This window comes from Alkalimarinus coralli (assembly GCF_023650515.1).
In the GTDB taxonomy this organism is placed as follows: domain Bacteria; phylum Pseudomonadota; class Gammaproteobacteria; order Pseudomonadales; family Oleiphilaceae; genus Alkalimarinus; species Alkalimarinus coralli.
In genome coordinates this window covers 1,410,739-1,432,837 of sequence record NZ_CP096016.1, presented here as the reverse complement: position 1 = coordinate 1,432,837, position 22,099 = coordinate 1,410,739, and the positions used below count along the sequence as shown (strand labels likewise).

General features: G+C 44.6%; 18 protein-coding genes. 9 read left to right on the top strand and 9 right to left on the bottom strand.

All coding sequences use genetic code 11. The features are described 5' to 3' along the window. Positions 1 to 42 precede the first annotated feature (42 nt). A complete protein-coding gene (locus tag MY523_RS06330; RefSeq protein ID WP_250657952.1) occupies positions 43 to 687 on the bottom strand; it encodes an HAD-IA family hydrolase in 645 nt (214 codons plus the stop codon). Next, positions 687 to 1,679: a 23S rRNA pseudouridine(955/2504/2580) synthase RluC gene (gene rluC, locus MY523_RS06325; RefSeq protein ID WP_250657951.1), complete on the bottom strand. Its 993-nt coding sequence runs from the start codon at positions 1,677 to 1,679 to the stop codon at positions 687 to 689. Before rluC ends, MY523_RS06330 begins: the two co-directional genes overlap by 1 nt. 1,017 nt (positions 1,680 to 2,696) lie before the next feature. Here rluC and rne point away from each other — a divergent pair. Beyond that, the gene (rne, locus tag MY523_RS06320) at positions 2,697 to 5,516 is read left to right on the top strand and encodes a ribonuclease E (RefSeq protein WP_250657950.1); all 2,820 of its coding nucleotides are present in this window, start codon (positions 2,697 to 2,699) and stop codon (positions 5,514 to 5,516) included. 83 nt (positions 5,517 to 5,599) lie between these two features. Further along, complete coding sequence (locus tag MY523_RS06315) at positions 5,600 to 6,169, top strand: YecA/YgfB family protein (RefSeq protein ID WP_250657949.1); 570 nt, start codon at positions 5,600 to 5,602, stop codon at positions 6,167 to 6,169. Between the two features lie 17 nt (positions 6,170 to 6,186). On the opposite strand, the gene MY523_RS06310 is transcribed toward MY523_RS06315, so the two are convergent. After that, positions 6,187 to 7,038 (bottom strand): PHP domain-containing protein, encoded by an 852-nt coding sequence (locus MY523_RS06310; protein ID WP_250657948.1) that lies wholly within the window; start codon positions 7,036 to 7,038, stop codon positions 6,187 to 6,189. Positions 7,039 to 7,189: 151 nt separating this feature from the next. Between MY523_RS06310 and MY523_RS06305 the strand changes: the two genes are divergently transcribed. The 3 genes from MY523_RS06305 (at position 7,190) to MY523_RS06295 (ending at position 8,778) form a co-directional block, all read left to right on the top strand. Beyond that, the gene (locus MY523_RS06305; RefSeq protein ID WP_250657947.1) at positions 7,190 to 7,489 is read left to right on the top strand and encodes a YciI family protein; all 300 of its coding nucleotides are present in this window, start codon (positions 7,190 to 7,192) and stop codon (positions 7,487 to 7,489) included. 93 nt (positions 7,490 to 7,582) lie between these two features. Then, entirely contained in the window at positions 7,583 to 8,248 is a 666-nt protein-coding gene (locus tag MY523_RS06300) for a TIGR04211 family SH3 domain-containing protein (RefSeq protein WP_250657946.1), read from the top strand. Positions 8,249 to 8,466: 218 nt separating this feature from the next. Then, positions 8,467 to 8,778, top strand: a complete 312-nt coding sequence (locus tag MY523_RS06295) for a PilZ domain-containing protein (RefSeq protein WP_250657945.1) — start codon at positions 8,467 to 8,469, stop codon at positions 8,776 to 8,778. 107 nt (positions 8,779 to 8,885) lie between these two features. On the opposite strand, the gene rraA is transcribed toward MY523_RS06295, so the two are convergent. The 4 genes from rraA to ppsA form a co-directional block, all read right to left on the bottom strand. Beyond that, positions 8,886 to 9,374 carry a ribonuclease E activity regulator RraA gene (gene rraA / locus MY523_RS06290; RefSeq protein ID WP_250657944.1) on the bottom strand — a complete coding sequence of 163 codons (489 nt, stop codon included), beginning with the start codon at positions 9,372 to 9,374 and terminating at the stop codon, positions 8,886 to 8,888. A gap of 1 nt (position 9,375) precedes the next feature. Then, a complete protein-coding gene (locus MY523_RS06285) occupies positions 9,376 to 10,065 on the bottom strand; it encodes an NAD(P)H-binding protein (RefSeq protein WP_250657943.1) in 690 nt (229 codons plus the stop codon). A 27-nt stretch (positions 10,066 to 10,092) separates the two neighbouring features. Then, on the bottom strand, positions 10,093 to 11,115 hold the full coding sequence (locus MY523_RS06280; protein ID WP_250657942.1) for an alpha/beta fold hydrolase: 1,023 nt from the start codon (positions 11,113 to 11,115) through the stop codon (positions 10,093 to 10,095). Positions 11,116 to 11,190: 75 nt separating this feature from the next. After that, positions 11,191 to 13,560 (bottom strand): phosphoenolpyruvate synthase, encoded by a 2,370-nt coding sequence (gene ppsA, locus MY523_RS06275; protein WP_250657941.1) that lies wholly within the window; start codon positions 13,558 to 13,560, stop codon positions 11,191 to 11,193. 280 nt (positions 13,561 to 13,840) lie between these two features. Here ppsA and ppsR point away from each other — a divergent pair, with 280 nt between their 5' ends. Continuing rightward, a complete protein-coding gene (gene ppsR, locus MY523_RS06270) occupies positions 13,841 to 14,659 on the top strand; it encodes a posphoenolpyruvate synthetase regulatory kinase/phosphorylase PpsR (protein WP_250657940.1) in 819 nt (272 codons plus the stop codon). A 140-nt stretch (positions 14,660 to 14,799) separates the two neighbouring features. Here the strand turns inward: ppsR and MY523_RS06265 are convergent, their stop codons facing one another. Both MY523_RS06265 and MY523_RS06260 read right to left on the bottom strand, forming a co-directional pair. Further along, on the bottom strand, positions 14,800 to 17,730 hold the full coding sequence (locus tag MY523_RS06265; protein ID WP_250657939.1) for an insulinase family protein: 2,931 nt from the start codon (positions 17,728 to 17,730) through the stop codon (positions 14,800 to 14,802). A 322-nt stretch (positions 17,731 to 18,052) separates the two neighbouring features. Beyond that, complete coding sequence (locus MY523_RS06260) at positions 18,053 to 18,493, bottom strand: methylglyoxal synthase (protein ID WP_250657938.1); 441 nt, start codon at positions 18,491 to 18,493, stop codon at positions 18,053 to 18,055. Between the two features lie 207 nt (positions 18,494 to 18,700). Between MY523_RS06260 and MY523_RS06255 the strand changes: the two genes are divergently transcribed. The 3 genes from MY523_RS06255 (at position 18,701) to MY523_RS06245 (ending at position 22,027) form a co-directional block, all read left to right on the top strand. Beyond that, positions 18,701 to 19,204 (top strand): hypothetical protein, encoded by a 504-nt coding sequence (locus tag MY523_RS06255; protein ID WP_250657937.1) that lies wholly within the window; start codon positions 18,701 to 18,703, stop codon positions 19,202 to 19,204. A 191-nt stretch (positions 19,205 to 19,395) separates the two neighbouring features. Beyond that, entirely contained in the window at positions 19,396 to 20,874 is a 1,479-nt protein-coding gene (locus MY523_RS06250; RefSeq protein WP_250657936.1) for a PEGA domain-containing protein, read from the top strand. Between the two features lie 82 nt (positions 20,875 to 20,956). After that, positions 20,957 to 22,027, top strand: coding sequence for a response regulator (locus tag MY523_RS06245; protein WP_250657935.1), 1,071 nt, complete (start codon positions 20,957 to 20,959; stop codon positions 22,025 to 22,027). The last annotated feature ends 72 nt before the right edge of the window (positions 22,028 to 22,099 follow it).

Genomic DNA, 22,099 nt, shown 5'->3' with positions numbered 1-22,099 from the left:
ACCACATTATATTCAAACCACCATGCTACTTAATTCAAATCACTATGCTATATAGTGCATTAAGTCGCCGAGGTCATCAATGATCCCAACCGGTCGGTAACATTCTAACCTTTCAACAGGCTGGGCACCGAAAGATACACCCAAGCGATCTACTCCCGCCCTTTGGGCCATATCCATATCATAATCGGTATCACCGACCATCAACATGTCTTCAGGTTGAATATCAAGCGTAGCCATAATCTGATTAAGCATCAGAGGGTGCGGTTTTGATCTGGACTCGTCAGCACACCGCTCAACCGAGAAGTGTTTTTTTAGCCCTGTTGTTTTCAGAGCTATATCTAACCCCCTCCTACTCTTACCTGTCGCAACAGCAAGCCTCAATCCTCGCGTATTCAGCTCCCCTAAAAGTTCATCAGCATTCGGGAAAAGATCTTTCCTCCCAACTTCAGTGGAGAAAAACACATCACTATAGTGCTGCCTAAACAGATCAATATCGCTATCAGACATATCTGAGTACAGCGTCCTTATGGCCTCCTTCATCCCCAGACCGATAATATTTCTGATATCTTGATTTGCTCGCGCTGCCAGAGACATTCTTTCTGCAGCACCTTTCATGCTACCGACTATGTGATCAATCGAATCAACCAGCGTGCCATCCCAGTCAAAAGCAATAGCCTTGTACCTCATTAACCTTCCTCCCGCAAAGCCCCTACGACATTATGAAAGGTTTGCTCATAAGGTGCTTTAAAAACGGTCACTTTACGATCTGAAGGGAGTTTAACGGCTAACTCAGCGGCATGAAGCATCAATCGTTTTGCGCCTAAGCGTTTCATTCCTTTATTTACTTCATCCACTCCGTATTTCTCGTCGCCCAATATCGGATACCCCGCAAACGCTGCGTGAACGCGAATCTGATGAGTACGGCCAGTAATGGGGCTAGCCTCAACCAAGGTAAAACCTTTAAAACGTTCAATTAATCTGAACTTAGTTAGAGAAGGCTTACCCTCTTTAGTCACCGTCACAACCCTTTCACCAGACTTGAGTTCATTCTTAAGTAAAGGAGCGTTTACCTCCCGAACATGGTTTGGCCACTTCCCAACCACAACGGTGTGATAAATCTTTTTCATGCCATCTTCTCTTAGGCATTGATGAAGATACCTAAGCATAGTCCTTTTTTTCGCAATCAATAAGCAGCCGGATGTATCCCTATCCAAGCGATGAACCAACTCAAGAAAGTCATGATCTGGTCTCATTGCCCGAAAAGCTTCAATCACCCCAAGATTTATCCCGCTCCCCCCGTGAACAGCCATCCCAGAAGGCTTATTGATAACCAGTAACTCCTGATTCTCGAATATAATGGAGTTTTGCAGCAACTTAACGACGTTATTACCCGGCTTAACTGAATCTCGCGCTTCTCGAACAGAGACTGGCGGAACCCTGACTACGTCACCAATACTCAGCTTGTATTCAGGCTTTACACGACCTTTATTAACCCTGACCTCACCTTTCCTGATGATTCTATAGATCTTACTTTTTGGAACCCCTTTCAGGTTTGACAATAAAAAGTTGTCAATTCGTTGCGCTTCACTACTCTCAGTTACGGTTACAAACCTTACTTTTGTCCCTCCGGAACCATTTTCGGAACCGTCGATAGCAGAAGTATTCATTTCATTTGACATATGTGGACTTAAACTAATAATTGGGCTAGGTGAATGAACGCTCACTATACATCACAGAACCTATTACCCAGTTACTTTACTCAATTCCACCTGAATATTGTCAGTAGGTTTGATGCGGTATAGAAATGCTGTTATATTCTGTAAGTGCTCAAAAAAAGGCCCATTCTAACAGATTACGTCGATAATTTCAGACGAAATACATGTGGTCATTTCGAAAGAGCCATGAAATATCACTTAAAAGTACTAAGTAGATGATATTTCCAGAAGGCTTAAGCTTATAAACCTTCTATAATTTATTTAGGAATAGAGCAGGCAAAAGTACTTGGCTTTATTGTATAGCCAACTTGTACCCAGTCAGCGATATATAGACACCCTGATTACAGGAAGTTCAGCGACACATCACCCAACGCTATGAATTGGTGCATACCTATAGGGTTGAGCCGATGGTTTATTCGCTGATCAGCAACACCGGACGTCTTTAAGTAGCTCAAAATTGAGCATAAAAAGACTTTATTTTAACCGCTCTGAAGTAGATTGCGGGATAGAGAACAGTTTTCGAATTTGTAGTGTAGTCAGTCGGCAGCCCATGATCGTTTAACTTTTCAGTCAAACAGAAGGGATGTAAGACCAAGCTTACCGCACATGTAACAAGTAATTAGATGATTGAGTCAGGAATTAACAAACGGTTTAGTTAAAGGCTAGCAAAGCTTTGCTATGTTAGCATGCTCGCAAACCACGGGGATTCTACAAGTGTTTTGCAACCCCTGTAGGGCGAGCCAGTTTAGCAGAACCATCAATGTTTTATTCACTGACCCAGAGCTGATTTAGAATCAGTCAAGAAGTTGTGATTTCATCATCAACTCACCAAAGCGCTGGTTATATACCATGCTGTTTGGTTTTTTTGAAAAACACAGTATTCGTGTGTTTTTCCCGATAGTTATATAATTATCAATCATCATTCGAAAGCCACACTCCCCCACATACTCCTTTCAGTGCTAACTGGAAAAAAATCCTTACATGAAGAGAATGCTAATTAACGCAACTCAGGCAGAAGAGTTACGCGTTGCGCTTGTAGATGGTCAAAAACTATACGACCTTGATATAGAGTCGAGTACCCGCGAGCAAAAAAAAGCAAACGTCTATAAGGGCAGAATAACTCGGGTAGAGCCCAGCCTGGAGGCAGCTTTTGTTGACTTCGGAGCCGAAAGACACGGTTTTCTCCCTCTAAAAGAGATATCTAAAGAGTATTTCAAGCGTACCGCATCCAGGGGAGAAGGCAGAATTAACATCAAAGATGTTATTTCAGAAGGCCAGGAAATAATCGTACAAGTAGACAAAGAAGAGCGAGGCAATAAAGGCGCCGCACTAACTACATTTGTCAGCCTTGCTGGTCGCTATTTGGTACTCATGCCGAACAATCCGCGAGCTGGCGGAATATCCAGACGTATAGAAGGTGAAGATAGAAACCAGCTAAGAGACGCCATTTCGGGCCTTGAAATACCCAAGCAAATGGGAGCAATTGTTCGGACTGCTGGAGTTGGTAGAAATACCGAAGAGCTTCAATGGGACCTCGATTACTTACATCAGTTCTGGGAGTCAATCACTCACGCTGCAGACAGCCGCAAAGCCCCTTTCCTCATTTATCAGGAAAGCAATGTAATTATCCGGGCCATTAGAGACTACCTACGTCAGGATATAGGCGAAGTACTTGTCGACTCTCCAGAAGTTTATGAAGATGTCGTTAACTTTGTGCAATCCGTAATGCCTGCTTATGAGAATAAGATTAAGCTATATGAGGATGATATTCCCTTATTTAGCCGATATCAGATCGAAGCACAGATCGAAACAGCATTCCAGCGAGAAGTTAAACTTCCTTCTGGCGGTTCAATCGTCATCGACCCAACAGAGGCACTGGTCTCTATCGATATTAACTCTGCCCGAGCGACAAAAGGGAGCGATATCGAAGAAACCGCTTTAAACACAAACCTTGAAGCAGCAGATGAAATTGCCAGGCAGCTTCGCCTTCGTGACATGGGTGGGCTGATTGTAATCGACTTTATCGATATGACACCAGCTAGAAACCAGCGCGAAGTAGAAACCAGAATGAGACAGGCTCTCGAGTTGGATCGCGCCCGCGTTCAAGTCGGCAAAATATCCAGATTCGGTCTTCTTGAAATGTCTCGCCAAAGGCTAAGACCCTCACTGGGAGAAACACGAAATGAAGTTTGCCCACGCTGTAGCGGCCAGGGCACGATAAGAAGCATTGACTCAATGGCGCTATCAATTATGCGTCTAATGTATGAAGAGTCATCAAAAGAAAAAACAAGCGAAGTTAGGGCCCTGCTACCGATATCTGTAGCAACGTTCCTTTTAAACGAAAAACGAGCTCAGATTGCTGAAATCGAAAAGAATCAGAATGTTTCTATCGTCATTGTACCGACTGAGACAATGGAGACACCGCATTACGAAGTGCTAAGAATGCGAGATGATGAGTCTGATGACGATACTGTAAGCTACGAGCTTAAATCAGAGGTGACAGAACAACAGGCCTCGACGACTGCACCAGTTAAGCAAGTAGTCAGAGAAGAAGCCGCAGTAAAAACACTTAAACCCAGCTCCCCGGCCCCAACATCAGAAGAGATAGGGCTGCTTAAAAAGCTTTCGTTGAAAGTTGCAGCCATATTTGGCGGCAGCGCGGAAGAGGAAAAAAAGGTCGAAGTTAAGCCAGAACACAAAGCTCGCCAAACTTCATCGCGTAACACGCAACGGAACCGCCCTGAACGAGGCAGCAAGCAGTCGAACCGAGGCCGCCAAAAAGGGTCTCGAAATGAGTCAACTGCAAAATCAATCAGAAATAACCAGCAAGAGACTGATAGCCAGCAAAAAAGCGGCAGCGCATCAAGCAGTTCGACGGATGAAAACCGTCGCCCTAGACGCAACCGCAGTGCATCCTCACGCAATCGAGATGCAGGCAACCGCAATGATAACCGGCAGTCAGACAAACGCACTAGAGGCGGTAAAAACAGTACCGGTGAGCGTAGCCCAGCTAACCAGCCTGTCAATACCAATGAAAAGCAGAGCGCGCCGAGCTCACCTGCAGCTGCAAAAACGCAAGACACACCAGCAAAACAGTTGCCGACAGTGACTGAAAGCAATACTGCTGGCGCGACGAAACAGAGCCAGGAGGCTGTAGCACCGCGAGAGAAAAGTGCAGAAAGAAAGCGTGCACCTAGACGCGACTCTTCGAGCAGCCGAAAGTCTCCAGTTAACGAAAAGCCTCAAACTTCGTCCGATAGCGAAGTAAAAACCTCAGACGCCAAAGCTGATGCGGTAACAAAGGAAACTAAAGCGCCTAAGCACGCAGATGCCGCACCAATAAAAGTTTCTGAAGACACCAGCAAAGCAAGTACAGCTACTGCAGCATCGGTCAAAAATGAAACTGATGCTCCGATAAAAAAGGCAGAGCCTGCACAAGATAAGCATGAAGTACCAGCCAGTAAGGTGTCTGATAACAAAGCCTCCAAGCCCGAACAGGCTGAAACGCTAGCCGCAACACCAGCGGGTAGCAGTGGTGCAAGCTCAGAAAAAGCTGAAAAAGCTGAAAAAGCAACTGAGACCACACAAAAGGCCTCGACAGAAGAAGCAAAGAGCGACAATAAACCTTCAGAGTCACCTGAAACAAAGCCGGCACGGCCTCGTCGTCAAAGAAGAGCGCGAGCAGCCAATGACCCTCGCCAGCAGAGAAAAAAGGAAGCAGCTGAAAATGAAGCCAAGCAATCTGAAGTGACCGACAGCACTAAATCAGAAAGCGCGGATTCAAAATCAGTAGAGTCCTAATCGAAGGAACGCCAGCCAGTTTATGGACTGGCTGGCGCTCATTCACCAATAGCCCCACAAACCAAGAACCAGGATCCGCATAAATGAGCTCATCACAGACATCTTCCATTACAGATCACGATATCGATACTCTCGAGGATATTCTATTTGAGGATGAGCTTTCCGAAGATGCACTCGACTTTTTTGGCGTTCACGGACTTGTCTGCTCTTATGTGGTGGGCCCTAAAAACATCAATGACTCAGAGTTAACAGACCTGGTATTTAACAGCCATAAAGGGTTAGCTTCTGACAAGCTGAAAATAGCAGAGAGCATTATATCAAAACTCAGGAACAACATATCAGCAGAACTTTCTGCAGGAAAGACGCTTGAGCTTCCCATCTACGACGCTGATGAAGAGTATTACGAAGAAGCATTAACCAACTGGTGTGCAGGTTTTGTAGAAGGCTTTCTTGATCATGAAACCTCATGGTTTGAGCGCAGTCAGGAATTAGTAGCAGAACTCTTACTCCCCATAATGGCCCTGTCTCAACTTTTTGACGATGAAGACTTTTCTGAAATCAATAATAATCAAAAGATTATGGAACAGTTTGAAGAGCAGCTACCCGAGCTAATGACAGACCTATTTTTATTTTTTCACTCAGACAACAAGTAGGCAGACATTGGTTAAAACTAGAGTTCCAGCCCCCAATCTTTCCATACTGGTACAACACTTTTAGGCAAAGGCGGTATAGCCCCCATGCGAACCCATGGCTGCTTGGGTGAATGGAAATCACTCCCCAAAGACCCTTTCAGCCCATACTTGCGACACAAATCAGCCAGAAGACCTATCTCCCCCTGTTTCTGGCCCGATGTAACCACTTCCAGCCCTTCACCACCCGACTCAACAAAATCCTCAATAAGCGACCTAAGTTTTGTAACCGTCATATTGTACTTTCGTGGATGAGCAATAATTGCGACTCCCCCGGCATCAATAATCCAACTAACAACCTCATTCAACTCAGGCCAAACTGATTTTACATCCCCAACCTTTCCCGCACCCAGATACTTTTTAAATGCCACCGCGCTACTGTTTACGTAGCCAAGTTCTACCATTGCAGAGGCAATATGAGGGCGCCCTGGCGCTTGACCGGAAGATAGCTCTAAAGCCTTATCATAAAGTCCACTAAAGCCTTTTTTAGCTAACCGATCCCCGATCGTTTGCGCACGGCTGAAACGGCTCTCTTTCTGGCGTTCGACCGCTGAATGAATCACTGGTGAGTGACGATTAAAATCGAGCCCTAAAATATGAACCCCTTGATTTTTCCATTGCGCTGAAAACTCTACACCAGCAAGCACATTAACTCCTAGCTCACCTCCACATAAAAGGGCCTCATCTAACCCACTAACCGTATCATGGTCTGTCAGCGCCATATGCTTGACTCCATTATCATAAGCCAACTGAACTAAAGCAGAAGGCGTTAAAAGCCCATCAGATGCACTGCTATGACAGTGAAGGTCGATTTGAGAGGAGAGGTGAGACATCAATTTAAAGCCCAATATAGAATAAAGCACAACCATAACACATTCAGTTCAACCGTGCGTTATGCAGTATTTTCATCAATCAAATGAATTCATCGCCACTTACTTATATAATCTAGGAATATTCTCGAAATATTCACAAAAAAGGAATAGCATGTTTTACGCAATTATCAGTGAAGACGTACCTAATAGCCTCGATAAAAGGAAGCTTGCACGACCTACCCACATAGAGCGGCTAGAGTCACTGAAAGAGTTAGGACGCCTATTAGTTGCCGGCCCACACCCCGCTATTGATTGCAACGATCCGGGTGAGCATGGTTTTACAGGAAGTCTGGTCATCGCCGAGTTCAACTCATTGAGCGACGCACAAGAGTGGGCAGACAATGACCCCTATGTTGAAGCCGGCGTGTACCGTAAGGTTACTGTTAAACCATTCAAACATGTATTACCCTAGCAACAGTTAATTGGTATCAGAATAATTCTGTAATAAGATACCTGTTTAAGCGCTAAATACTGACCCACTTTGCCATTACTGCGGGATATAAACGTGAAGAAAATTTTGTATATTTTAATGCTGATTATAGCGCCATCGCTATCTTTGGCTGAATCAATGTATATAGACGATACCTTACTGGTTCCTCTTAGGAGCGGCGAAGGTCTTCAATTTAGAATTGTACACAAGGGTGTGAAAAGCGGAACTAAAGTTGAACTTATTGCCCATAACCCCGACTCAGGTTATAGCCACGTTAGAACACCGGATGGCGTTACCGGCTACCTGCCAACACGTTATCTGGTAAAAAATGAAATCGCGCGAGATCGACTGAAAAAGGCAACCGCTCAACTGGAAAAAGCTCAAAATAGACTAACTGAACTACAATCAGAGCTTAAAGAGCTCCAGGAAAAGTATAATTCTTTATCAAGTAGTCATGAGCAGCTAACACTTGAAAGCCAGGCAACCAGTAGCGAATTGAAAAAAGTAAAAACGATATCCTCAAATGCTCTAACCCTCGATCAGCGTAACAGAGAGTTAAGAGAAACCAACCAAGAACTAAAAAACGAAGTCGAACTACTGACAACAGATAACCAAAGGCTTAAAGACAAAAGTGAAACCAGTTTTATGATGATCGGCGCTGCGCTCGTACTCTTGGGCGTAATACTTGCCTTAATTATTCCATGGCTCAAGCCAACCAAAAAGAACGACAGCTGGGCTTAACCTGTCTGCACTGTTTCGCACATTGCGCAGCAATGGCGATTCGCCACATCGCTCTAATCATTTCCCATGTTCTAATCATTACCCACATATAGTGGGTAATGATTTTTAATAATACTATATACTATCTATCCCGCCTTTATTATAACTTTTTCTACTTTGACAGCCTCAGTTATAACACGTATAAAGTTAAGGACAACAACAAAAAGGGCTCATAAGTTATGATTAATTCAATCATTCGAGACTATAGTGAAAAACGTGATTTCATTAGAATGAAAGTTGATACAGAGATTCGGCTATCTTTTGAGAATTCAGATGAGACTATGACTGCGGTATGCAAAGATTTAAGTGGTACAGGCATGCTTATTGAAACAAGTGAAGCGCTAGAAGAAAACAGTGAATTTCATACATCCCTTCCCTCAAGCAACCCCGCATTTCCGTCTTTTGAAACTAAAGTTAAAGTGATTCGCTGCGAAGAGTCTGATAACAACAGGTTTCTCATAGGGGCAGAGATACTAAATATGCCCAAATAGCATGGCTCCCAGATAAGCTTAAGTTAACCTTTGCCTATCTGGGTAAGCTCTAACAGACGTTTAAGAATAAAACGCCTTAGTTATTGCTCGATAGTTATGGTCAATAGTTATGGCTCAATATTGAGCTTGGTCGGGGTTACGACAATGCCATTATTATCGGCATATACATAGCTCCCTGGCTTAAACGTTACACCGCCAAACGTTACCGGCACATTTAAATCACCAATGCCTCTTTTATCAGTTTTCATTGGGTGGGTTGAGAGTGCCTGAACCCCTAAATCTGTTTCCATGATGACGTCTACATCGCGTATACAGCCATAAACAATAATACCTTCCCAGCCATTCTTGGCCGCTTTTTCAGCTAACATATCTCCAAGAAGTGCAGCTCTCATCGATGCCCCTCCATCGACAATCATTACCTTTCCATGACCCGGAGTTCCAACTTGCTCCTTCACCACAGAGTTATCCTCAAAGCACTTTACGGTAACAATCTCTCCACCAAACGATTCCTTGCCACCATAGTTATTAAACATAGGCTCAACAACTTCAATAATATCTGGATACTCGTCACACAAATCTGGCGTAATTATTGGCACATCATTCTCCTTGCATTTCGTATTCTTGAATTTGTCGGGATTTTATCACAACAATAGGTTGATACCTCAAACCATCAACGATCTTTGATGACTCTTTTACCATTACCTGTGCAACTTTATCTGCTTCCACAGGGCTAATCTCAAGCAATACCCCCTTCATAAAAGGTTTAATAAGCGAACCAACCGCGCCACTTAACGACTCGCCCAGGCGAAACTCGTCCCGATCCCCCGTCAACAAAGAGGGTCGCATGATCGTAAGAAAGGGAAAGCCAACATCAGCAAGTTTTTTTTCCAATTCACCTTTTACCTGATTATAAAAAAAATGCGAGTGCTCGTTCGCACCTGCTGCGCTCACCACGCAAAAATGCTCCGCTCCGTTTTTGCGCATAACAGAGGCAATATCTAATGGGTATTGATAGTCAACGGCTCTGAATGCAGCCTTGGTTTTCGCTTTTTTGATTGTTGTACCAAGGCAGCAGTACACATCATTTGCCTTGCAGTCCTTCAAGACGGAGCTTGCATCTGATAACTCTCCGACCAACTGCGTTAGCCGGCTATGAGCGAGGTTTAACTTACGGCGGCCAAACACAACGACTTCGTCGTAAATAGCAGAGTCCAGAATTTGCCTAACGCAATGGCCTCCTACCAGTCCTGTTGCACCAACAATCAAAGCAGTTCTACTACGACTCATATCGCCCCCAAAAACATAACGGCATTATTAAACGGCTACTTCTTCTGATACTCGCTGATTATAGTGCAGACGATGCTGCTGTTCCTTTACCGTTCGCCCATGCAATCGAAGCCAGTGGACGACATCTCCCCAACACCCATTCTTGCCAGGATAAATTGTTCTCCCGCCTTCTTTATACGCGGGCTGGGCTTGATACTGGCAATAATCATAACGCTTAAATGTCTTCGAATTGCCACTTAACTGATCGAAAATCCACTTCGCGTTTTTAGCAACCGCTTGCTTTTCATCAGAAGAGGTAGAAACCACCATTGCAGGCACATCAATTTGACCAAACCCGTTTTCTAGCGAAAGCCCGGCAGGTGTATTAAATGAGGCGCGACTCTTCCAATAAAGATACTGTTTGACCGTTTCATAACTCTCATTTTCAGAGCCTAAACCAACTTTTCGGCCACTAATAACACCTTGCTTTTTCCATCGCCACAACGCATTTTTCGTCAGTATTCGCTCGCTTAAATATGACGATAAAGGTGTTTCTTCTTCAATATATATACAACCTGATACAGTTTTTTGCTGTATTGCACTTATTTCCATCGCGGTGAGGATAGCAAAACCGCCCATCCCTTCGGCAATGTAAGATATATTTTTGCCTGTCTGTTCGATAATAAACTTATGAATCGCCGGCAAATCATACTCAACAACTTTGTCCAACGAGTTTCCTGAGTAGTCTTCATTAACAGGCGAGAGGCCGTGTCCCCTCATTTCAGGAATCCATACATCAAACCCGGCCTCAACGAGATACGCAGCCACACCGGCACCATCTGGGGACAGCCAATGGCGTCGATTTGAGAATGCACCATGCAGAAGAATGACCGGTTCTCCATGCTGCGGATGATTCACGCTATTATGCTTCCTGCTAATACGTGTAACGGCTAACTCTACTGTTCGGTCTGGGCTGTTGTTTGGCTTGAGAAGGTATATGTCCTCAAAAAGAGAACCTACGACCTCAGCTGAAACAAGCTGAACCGGAAATAGTTGACTGCTACTTTGCATCCCTACCTCTTTCTTTAAAGCAATCAATAACTAAAAAGTAAGCGCCTAAAATAAAATTAGGCGCTTACCAAGTGGTTAGGCTTGCGCATCTGCAAGAAAAAACCAAGTATCCAAAACGGAGTCGGGGTTTAATGACACACTGTCAATCCCCTGCTCCATTAACCATTTTGCCAGATCGGGGTGATCAGAAGGTCCTTGCCCACAGATTCCGACATACTTACCAGCCTTTTTACAAGCTGAGATAGCATTAGAAAGCAATACACGAATGGCCTCATTACGCTCATCAAACAAGTGAGCAATAATCCCTGAATCTCGATCAATACCGAGCGTAAGCTGAGTTAGGTCATTAGAACCGATAGAGAAGCCATCAAAGTACTGTAAGAACTGGTCGGCTAACAATGCGTTGGCAGGCAGTTCGCACATCATAATAACTTTTAAGCCGTTCTCGCCTCGTTTCAAACCATTTTCTTCAAGAAGCTCAACGACCTGCTTGGCTTCACCCACCGTTCTGACGAATGGAACCATGATCTCTACATTGGTAAAGCCCATCTCATCTCTGACTTTTTTCATGGCTCTGCATTCAAGCTCGAAACAATCCCTGAATGCTTCCGATATGTATCTTGATGCACCTCTAAACCCAAGCATTGGATTCTCTTCATCAGGCTCGTATATTGTCCCGCCTATCAGGTTCGCATACTCATTAGATTTAAAATCAGAAAGCCTAACGATGACCCGCTTTGGAGAGAAAGCCGCCGCTAGCGTTGAAATACCTTCAACCAGTTTTTCAACATAAAAGTCGACTGGTGAGTCATACCCGGAAATACGCTTTTCGACAATCTGTTTCGTTTCTCTCGGCAATGAATCAAAATTGAGAAGCGCTTTAGGGTGAACCCCTATCATTCGGTTGATAATAAACTCAAGGCGAGCCAGGCCGACACCTGCATTAGGAAGAGACTGAAAATCAAATGCCCTGTCAGGATTTCCAACATTCATCATGATTTTAAATGGCAACGCAGGCATCGAGTCAATATTGTTTTCCTGAAGCTCGAAATCGAGCATACCGTCATAGATAAATCCGGTATCCCCTTCAGCACAGGAAACAGTCACTTTTTGCCCATCCGTCAGCTTCTCTGATGCATTACCACAACCAACCACCGCAGGCACACCCAACTCTCTCGCGATGATCGCGGCATGGCATGTTCGGCCCCCCCGGTCAGTAATGATAGCCGAGGCACGCTTCATAACAGGTTCCCAATCTGGGTCTGTCATATCGGCTACCAGCACGTCACCTTCATTAACTTTATCCATTTCATTAACGCTATGAATAACCTTTACAGGGCCGCTTCCGATTTTGTGACCAATACTGCGCCCCTCTACCAGCACATTGCCCGTTTCCTTCATCAGGTAGCGTTCTAGAACAGACCCCGACGCACGACTTTTGACCGTTTCAGGGCGAGCCTGAACGATATATATCTTGCCATCATCTCCATCTTTGGCCCACTCAATATCCATTGGCCGCTTATAGTGCTTTTCAATAATAATGGCTTGTCGAGTTAGTTCTAAAACCTCCTCATCGGTTATGGAAAACAGGCTTCGTTGCTCAGTGTCAACCTTAACCGTTTCAACCGAACTTCCGGCATGGGCTTGATCTGTATAGATCATCTTAATCGCCTTACTACCGAGGTTGCGCCTCAATACTGCAGGTCGGCCCGCTTCAAATGTTTCTTTATGAACATAAAATTCATCAGGGTTAACGGCTCCTTGAACGACGGTTTCACCCAAACCGTAAGACGAAGTAATAAACACTACATCATTAAAACCGGATTCAGTGTCCAGTGTGAACATAACGCCACTACTTGCAGTTTCACTGCGAACCATTTTCTGGATGCCAGCCGACAGAGCCACCTCCGCATGATCAAAACCATGGTGAACCCTGTACGAAATTGCTCGATCATTAAATAGTGAAGCGAAGACCTCTTTAACAGCCACTTTAACACTATCAAGCCCAACAATATTTAGAAATGTCTCTTGCTGACCCGCAAAAGAGGCGTCCGGTAAATCTTCGGCAGTTGCCGATGAACGGACGGCGACCGCCATTCCTTCATTGCCGTCCAGAAGCTTGTTATATGCAACCTCAAGCGCCTCATTCAATTTTTCAGGGAGTGGTGCTTCTAGTACCCAGCGTCGAATCTCTGCTCCAGCCTTAGCAAGTGCGTTTACATCGTTCACGTCAAGCTGTGTCAGGACGTCATTAATCTTTTCTGTTAGCTTATTAACCGTGAGGAACTCTCGAAACGCAAGGGAGGTCGTTGCAAAACCACCGGGGACAGAAACGCCAACATTTGAAAGATTGCTAATCATCTCCCCTAGTGACGCGTTTTTCCCGCCGACCCGGTCAACATCGTCTATACCAAGGTGTTCAAACGATACAATGTAGTCTTCCAAAGTACTTCTCCCTTGTGTTTTGCAAATTAGCTAGTTGAATAAAAATGTTGGTGAATAATACTTCATATCGGCCAATATTTCACAACCAAATGGGGAGATATTGAATTCTTTTTTTATATAACCGAGAGTTAGCCTAGACTTAACTGGGGACACTCGGTTCAAAACCACAGTCAGCTATGGTTTAATCTGACAGCATCTAACGAATAACGACAAGTAATCAAGCCCTGCAAACGGCGTGCTTTAGGCGCTTGTGTGGCTTTCACTACGCTATGGTATAACAATGAAACGATCTGCTTTTTTTATATCAGACGGCACAGGTATTACGGCCGAAGGACTGGGCCAAAGCTTGCTCGCACAGTTTGAAAATATCGAATTTGATAAAACAACCCTGCCTTATATTGACTGTATAGAAAAGGCTAAAGAAGCAGTTAAAACGATTAATAAAACCGCCGAATCTGATGGTGCAAGGCCAATAATTTTTGACACTATTGTAAACAATGAAATTAGAAACGAGATAGCCCAAAGCAACGGTTTCATGATCGATATTTTTGGAACGTTTCTCGGCCCTCTTGAGTCTGAACTGGACTCCAAATCTTGCTACACCGTTGGTAAATCCCACTCCATCGCAACAAACAGAAATTATGATAGAAGAATTGAGGCCGTTAACTTTGCACTCGATAATGATGACGGAGCACGAACCCGACACTACGACCAAGCTGACGTAATCTTGGTAGGTGTATCAAGGAGTGGCAAGACACCATCATGCTTGTATCTGGCGCTTAATTATGGGATCAAAGCTGCGAACTATCCAATTACAGAAGAGGACGTAGATGATCAAAAGCTTCCCGCTCCGCTTAAAGAATTTAAGCATAAGATATTTGGGCTCACAATTGAGCCAGAGAGACTTTCAGTAATCAGGAACGAAAGGCGGCCAAACTCACGCTACTCATCCATTAAACAGTGCAATTATGAAGTCGAAGAAGTCGAAATGATGTATCGCCGGGAACGCATAACCTTTATGAACACAACAGACTACTCAGTGGAAGAGATAGCAACACGGATTATGGTTGCAACAGGAATTGAACGAAGAGCTAAGTAGAGCGTCAATTTTTACAAAAAAAGGCGTTTTAATTAAAAAGAGAGGGCGCACACCGCCCTCCCTATAACGTACTTGCAATCAAGAACCCGTGGTACATTTAGGAAATGACCAAACAAGAGTAATTGAGCCAAACTCGGGAACTAGAGCTCATATACATCCAAACCCATGCCCTCAACCAGCTTTTGGTTGGCTGGACTCGTTACTACGGCTACACTGGCCTTTTCGGGGCTAAAGTACTGCGCAGCGACTCTTTTTAAGTCTTCCAAGGTAACACCAAGAATACGCTCTCTAAAGCGCGCTCGCTGATCTGCCGTTCTGCCAAATAATTCACTATGATAATCAGCTTTGGCTTCTCCAGCAGGAGATTTAGGCTTGTCTATCTGACTGACGACGCCTAATACAGCTTCTTCTATCGCCGACGCTTCATGCTCTTCGTTCAACATCCAGTTTAATGACTCATCAAAATCAGAGAAGGTCTCTTCTAATCTTGGGTCTCTATATGAAAAGAACCTGAAAGCTGCGATAGCAGAATCCTGGCCTGCGCCTCCACCGTATGCTCCACCCTGCTCCCTAATCGTTCTGTGCAAGTATCCATTTCTCAGAAAACCGCCCAGTACGGTCAGCGCTGCCGAGTCTGGATGCTCAATAGCAACAGTTGGGTATGCTTTAGCACAAAAGTTAACCTGCGTAGCGGTTAACCATGCCTGTTTGGCCTGAGCTCTCACAGGGCTTAGCGTAAAGGTCTCATGTTCAACGGACTTCACACTCGACCAGGCACGCGATACAGATTGAGCTACATCGTGAACTTTTTCGGGCTCTGCTACCACTAAAAACTTACGTTGCGATACCGCTACTTTTTTATGTAGATCTGCAAGAGCACTTTGAAGCTTGGCCAGTTCGGATCTGTCAGCTAAACAATCATCTAACTGCTTCACACGCTTAATACCTTGCAAGCCACCCAAGCTAAATGAAAGCTTGGAAACGGGGCTCATCAAGCTGGTTGCAGCGCCCATCGCCAAACCATGACCATTGCTCGTTACCGACTGCTCTTTTTTCGCTCGAATCTGAGAAACCAGTTCCTTTAAACGCTCAGCTTCATCAAAGCGGGCATTAAGGACGATTTCTTTCATAAGCTCCGAAAGCCCAGCTGAATTTCTAGACAACGCCTTACCTGAAAAAATAATATAACCCGAAACATCTTGCTCATCTTCTATCGCACCTTTTACAGATGAATAAGCACCTATCCCGCCAGTCACCTCAGATTGTTTGTTTTGCATCTCCAAGTAACTAAACTCGCCCGCCCCCATCTCTGTTAAGCAACTGGTATAGATAGGCAATATTTGTAGTTCATCTTCTGTCAAGGAAGGCAGGTCAACGATTATCTGCTGATAGACCAGACCATTCGTACCCTGGCTATAAGTACAAATATCAGGGCTCTTTGAAAAAACACTACTTTGGGGGATATTCAGCGTAACAGGAACATCTTCAATACCGACTTTAGGTAAAATTGATTCATCATCTTTCTGGCACTGCCTGTCTGCCAGGGCTTTGGCTTGGCTTACAATTTGCTGTTTCTCATTATCTGAAAGCTGGCTCTTAATTCTTTCCAGTGTTTGATGTAATGCTTTGTCCCGCTGCTCTTCAAAAGATGCATCAGGTTTTAGCGAAAGGGTGACTCGGTGGGGGTTTTCAAGCAATAGTCGCCTAACCAGCTCTTTGATGTACTCTGGGTCTTCAATTTTCTTGCGAAGATTATCCAGCACTGGTTCAAGGTCAAGCAGTTCAACCGGGTCTCCACCGTGAATCATTGGCGACAACGCCCCAAGAATAAGCTGTAGTCCGTAAGGGTAGTGATCGCCAGAAATCTCTCTCTGGCTTAGCTCGAGCTGGTGGAGAACGGCCTCAAGGCGTTCTTTCGCTACACCTTCTGACGCCACGCTCTCAAGAACCGACATTACAAGGTTTTCAACGGCCTCGGTGTTTTCTGCGTCTCCGCCTTCAATCCCGCAGACAAAAGTCATTTCTCTATTGGAATCTTCCAAACCGCAAAGAGGTGAAGGCGCATGCCCCAAAGTTGTAGTCTCTAACGCCTGCTGAAGCGGAGAGGCACTATTCTCAAACAAAACATTGGAAAGCAGATGTGCCTCCAGATTTTCTTCGAGGTTAAAGCTATGCCCTAACAACCACCCCATTACAATGTGCGTTTTTTTCTCGGTACCTTCTGTACTGTTTACAGGATAACTTTCCTGAACTTTAACAGGAGAAAAGTAACGTTTTTCGTCAGTTACAACGATTTCTTCAGGCTGCTTATCAAACCTGGACAGCACCAGCGTATCGAACTTTTCATGGTGCTCATTCGCGGGGATATTACCAAATGTAAGAAATACCGCATTACTGGGATGGTAGTGCTTTCTATAAAATGCAATCAGCTCATCATAGGACAAGTCTGTAATGTGTTCCGGCTCCCCTCCACTGTTAAAGTGATAAGTGGATGTAGGGAACACATACTTGGTCAGTGTTTGCCACAATTGACTGACAGGAGAGCTCATGGCGCCTTTCATTTCGTTATAGACGACACCTTTGTATGTCAATTTTGACTCGGTATCTTCAGCGTCTTCAAACTCTAAGCGGTGGCCTTCCTGCGCAAAATCCAACGGGTCAAGGCTGGAAAAAAATACAGAATCCAGATAGACAGCCAGTAAGTTGTCAAAGTCCTTGCGGTTTTTACTGGCAAATGGATAGGCGGTCCAATCACTACTGGTAAACGCGTTCATAAAGGTATTTAAGGAACGCCTGATCATCATGAAAAATGGATCACGGACCGGGTATCGCTCACTTCCACATAGCGCGGTATGTTCAAGGATATGGGCGACACCAGTATTATCTTGAGGAACCGTTTTTAAACCAACTAGAAACACATTTTCATCATTATCAGATGCCAGGTGCAAGTGCCTCGCCCCGGTTTTAGTATGCACATACTCTTCTATACTGACTTTCAGCGAGTCTATCTTTTGCGTTCGCTGTAACTCAAACGCTGGATGTGGACAATTATTAGATGATGTTTCTGACATTTAAATCGTATTCCTCGTGAATTATGTATGCTCTGAAATCGGTGACAATAGCTGTACAGGCAAAAAATGGCACTGGAACAGAACAGAATTAATAAAACCTGTCCCACCTCTTTTGGGTCACCTAACAAAGGCCTTGTGTGTAGCATAAACCAAAGACGCATTAATCTAAACACGCTGAATGATCAACAGCGACTAATCGTTCACTCCCCCCCCTTCATTTAGCTCAATGGGCTTATCAAAAATATCCACTGCAGTGCGTCCTGCACAGCTTACAAGCAGACAAGACGCAAGCAGCAACAGGCACTTTATTAAAAACGCAGGATTACTCCACGGGTATTGGCCTTTTTTGGTAACTTGAAAAGTCAGGCACTACACGATCATAACTTTCCATTAATGGAGAGCTGATGATAAAGTCGGCAGAGCTTTGGTTGCATGCGATAGGGATATTCCATAAGGTCGCAATGCGCAACAGTGCTTTAATGTCTGGGTCGTGGGACATTGGTTCCAGTGGGTCCCAAAAGAAAATAAGCAAATCAACCGTCTGCTCCGATATTCTGGCACCAATCTGCTGATCTCCACCCAAAGGCCCGCTGTGCACACGCGTCACAGGCAAACCCGATGCCTCATGAATTAATGACCCCGTCGTTCCCGTAGTGATTAATTCACACTCTGATAACCGTTCTTGATTCGACAAAATCCACTTAAGTAACACTTGTTTTTTGTTATCGTGAGCTACCAACGCAACTCGTTTTATGGCGGCCATTGCCCCTCCTGGAAGTCAGATATTAAAGAACACTCTCTCTACTCAGACCATGATATGACATCAGTACCCACATGTCTCACATGTTTAGTATTGCAGGTAATTTTTGATTGCGTGGCATACCTCATGTGATAAAGTTAATATCGATTAACTGGCTGTTGGTAGCTGTTAATATTATATTTTTCGTCAACAACATTATGGAAATTATGCATGCTAGGTTTTCGGCACGAGTCACTTGGAAAAGATGGAGTCACAACTGACAGCACTGCCGTGCAATCAAGTCAAAATGCAACTCATTCAGGTGCGCCAGAGCAGTACTGGATAGAGCGGAAAAAATACCTCGAAAAAATCAAGCAGGTACCGGAGCTGCGCAAACGTTTTTTTAGCTCATTATTAGTTTACCTGCTTCGCCGCTTCTTATGGTCATTTGGCTTTTTCCCGGTGTTTCTGTCGTTCTGGCTCCCCTTAGTACTCAACCGGTTTAACCCGGTCGCAACAGTATCGAGCCTTCTTCCTAGTTTGGAGAACTTCGTTAACTCTAATCCTCAGGTACAAGCGAATACTATAGAGACGCTTTTCATCGCATGGTTTTCGGTTGGGTTTATCTTTGCGATTTTTGATTTCGTGCTTACGCCTTATAAATCACCCTACGAATATGAAGCAGATGTCCATATGCGTGCGTGGGAGGAATTACAAAATAGTAACGAAAAATAACATGGAGCGATCAATAAGTGAGCTATGTTGTCTACGCGGCGTGAGCTACATAGCGAACAAAGTGTGAAACATATTACAAATACACTATGAAACCTCTAATTCAGTTACAATCTCTTATTTTTAGCGCTACCATCAATCTAATAGGTTAATTTATTTGTTTACAGCAAACAGTATTTAAGGTGCAGTTTCTTATGGTCGATATTAGACCTCTTATTTTTGCAAACGCTCTATTTTTAATGCTTTTAGTCACTGCGGGGTTCGCTCACATTAGTGGACAAAACGAACACTCTGGAGCCCACATCCCCACAACCGACGTAAGTGAGCAAAATACCGTCAAAGCGCCGACTCAAGAAAGCCCGAAAAAGGCCACGCCACCGATTAAACCTGAAGACTCGGCCATGGTCGGTCATGCAGACAGGGAAGCGCCCGCTGCGACTGAAATTAAAGATGAAGATATTTTCGCAGATAGCGCATCACCTGAAACGATTTCATCAGCTGACAATAGCACCTCTGAAGATATCGCATCAACAGAAGCTGAAAGTCGATCATCAGCCGAAACCAATAGCAATAAACAGTCAAGCACAAGTGAAGATGCCTTGACCTCGAAGAGTACAACAGAGACAGCAGCTATTATGCCCGCTGCTATCCCCGCTGCGCCCAAAAAGGAAGAGCCAGTAACGCCTAAGCCAGAAGTCACCAAACCAAAGCCAGTTGTGACCAAACCGAAACCGGTAATAACTACAGGTACATTGGTTATCCGCTCAAACATCGAAGGCGATATGGTGCTGATAAACGGTAAACCATACGGTTCTACTCGGCTCGAAGTTGACTTGGACCCCGGAAACTATTCAATCGAAGTGGCTAAAAATGGATACTCAAGCTGGCAGAAAGATGTATCGGTCGTAAAAGGGAAAAAGCAAACCCTCAAAGCAAGACTTGAGCACTACACGACTGTCGACTACCGCAATGGCGAATGGATAAACGGTATTACTACCGGCGAAGGAAGCTATTTAGCCGATGACGGCACTCAATACCGAGGCGCCTTCCTAAATGGCAAGTTTCATGGCATAGGCAGCATTACTTATCCTGATGGAACAGAGTACCGTGGCGAGTGGTTTGAAGGTGTTATGCAGGGAGATGGAACGCTGATAACCAGCCAGGGCGATACCTTTGTTGGCATATTTAAAGATGGTGAGTTCAATGGCGAAGGAACACTGACAAAAGCCAATGGTGACATCTATACTGGATATTGGGTTAACGGTTCGTTGAACGGCCAAGGGTCATTAACAACTAAAGACGGCCTGCTCTACGTTGGCGGCTTTTCAGATAATCAGTTCCATGGCGAAGGGTCGCTGACATATCCGGATGGCCGCCACTATGAAGGCTCTTTCTCTAAAGGCCAGTTCCATGGAAAAGGAACCGAAATCTATGCGAATGGTAAAAAGTATGCAGGCCAGTTCATGGAAGGCAAATACCATGGCAAGGGCGAGCTAATGAACCCGAATGGAAGCAAGATAACCGGAACGTTTAAGTTTGGGCTACCTTTTGGCAAAGCAACACTCACAACGCCTGAAGGAGAGATATTTACTGCCAGGACAACTGAACCAGGCGTGTGCTACCGCTTGAAAAGCTATAGGGCAACCCAGTGCCCTCCCATGGAAGGCTGGTAACAGACATACAATTTTTAAAACAGATGGACAAATAGCTTATAGCGTTTAAGCGATTTGGGTGGTTTAAAAACCGAGGTTAGAAATGACAATTAAAAGTGCATTATTGGTTGATGATTCAAAAGTGGCGAGATTTGCCTTGAGTAAACTACTCGAGAAAATTGATCTTAATGTCAGCATGGCTGGTTCAGCAGAAGAGGCGCTGGACTATCTCAGCTCACATGATAACCCAGACGTTATATTTATGGATCATTTGATGCCCGGCATGAATGGTGTTGAAGCCACGAAGGCGATCAAGAGCAACCCTGATACTGCCGCCATCCCTATTATCATGTGCACCTCGAAAAAGTCTGAAGAGTTTGCTGATGAGGCAAAAGAGTTCGGCATATACAATATTTTAACTAAACCCCCTCAGCCAAAGGGTGTTAGCAACCTTCTGGAAGAACTGGGACAGGCGGTTGAACGAGGAGACCTCCCTCAAGCAGAAATATCGCCTGCAGCGGAGAGTCCAACAACAGAAGAACCCCTATCTACAGAGAGCAGCAACGTACAGGAGCATGATATGCTTAATGCGAACGTGGTGGCCCTGCCAACTGAGATGATCGAACAAGTTGCACGATCAGCAGTGAAGACCAATGTTAACAATCGCCTTCATGAGCTGTTAAGCAACCTGTTTGATGAACAGTATGACCACCTCAAGAGAATACTTGAGGAATCTAAAGCAGAGCAAGGAGAGCGCTTAAACGGCACTATAGAGTCACTAGCCACGCAGATCAATGAAAAAACCAGCGCGGTAAAAGAAGAGATTGCAGCTGAGGTTAGCTTATTTCTCAGCAACCAGTTAGCAGAGCTCAAGGCTGAAATACTCAACAATCAAGGTTCTCAAGGTATGTCTGCGGAGCAGATGGAAGAGCTTAAGGATCATATGACGTCGGTTCAGTCGATCGATACTGAGTTCTGGCAAACCCTGCAATCTGAAGCGATACAGCAAGCTCACGACATATCTCGTGAAACAGCAGAAGATATAGCACAACGCACTATCGATCTGTATACGCAAAATCAGCGCTCTGCAACCAATAAAATATACGTCATAGCACTTGCAACAAGCATTGGGGTATTCAGTGCAGGTATTGCCTTCTTGTCGGGCATGTTTTAGAACATATTAGAAGACAAAAAGCACGGAGGCGTCCGTGCTTTTTTATTTCAGTTCACTAGCTGTACAACTACT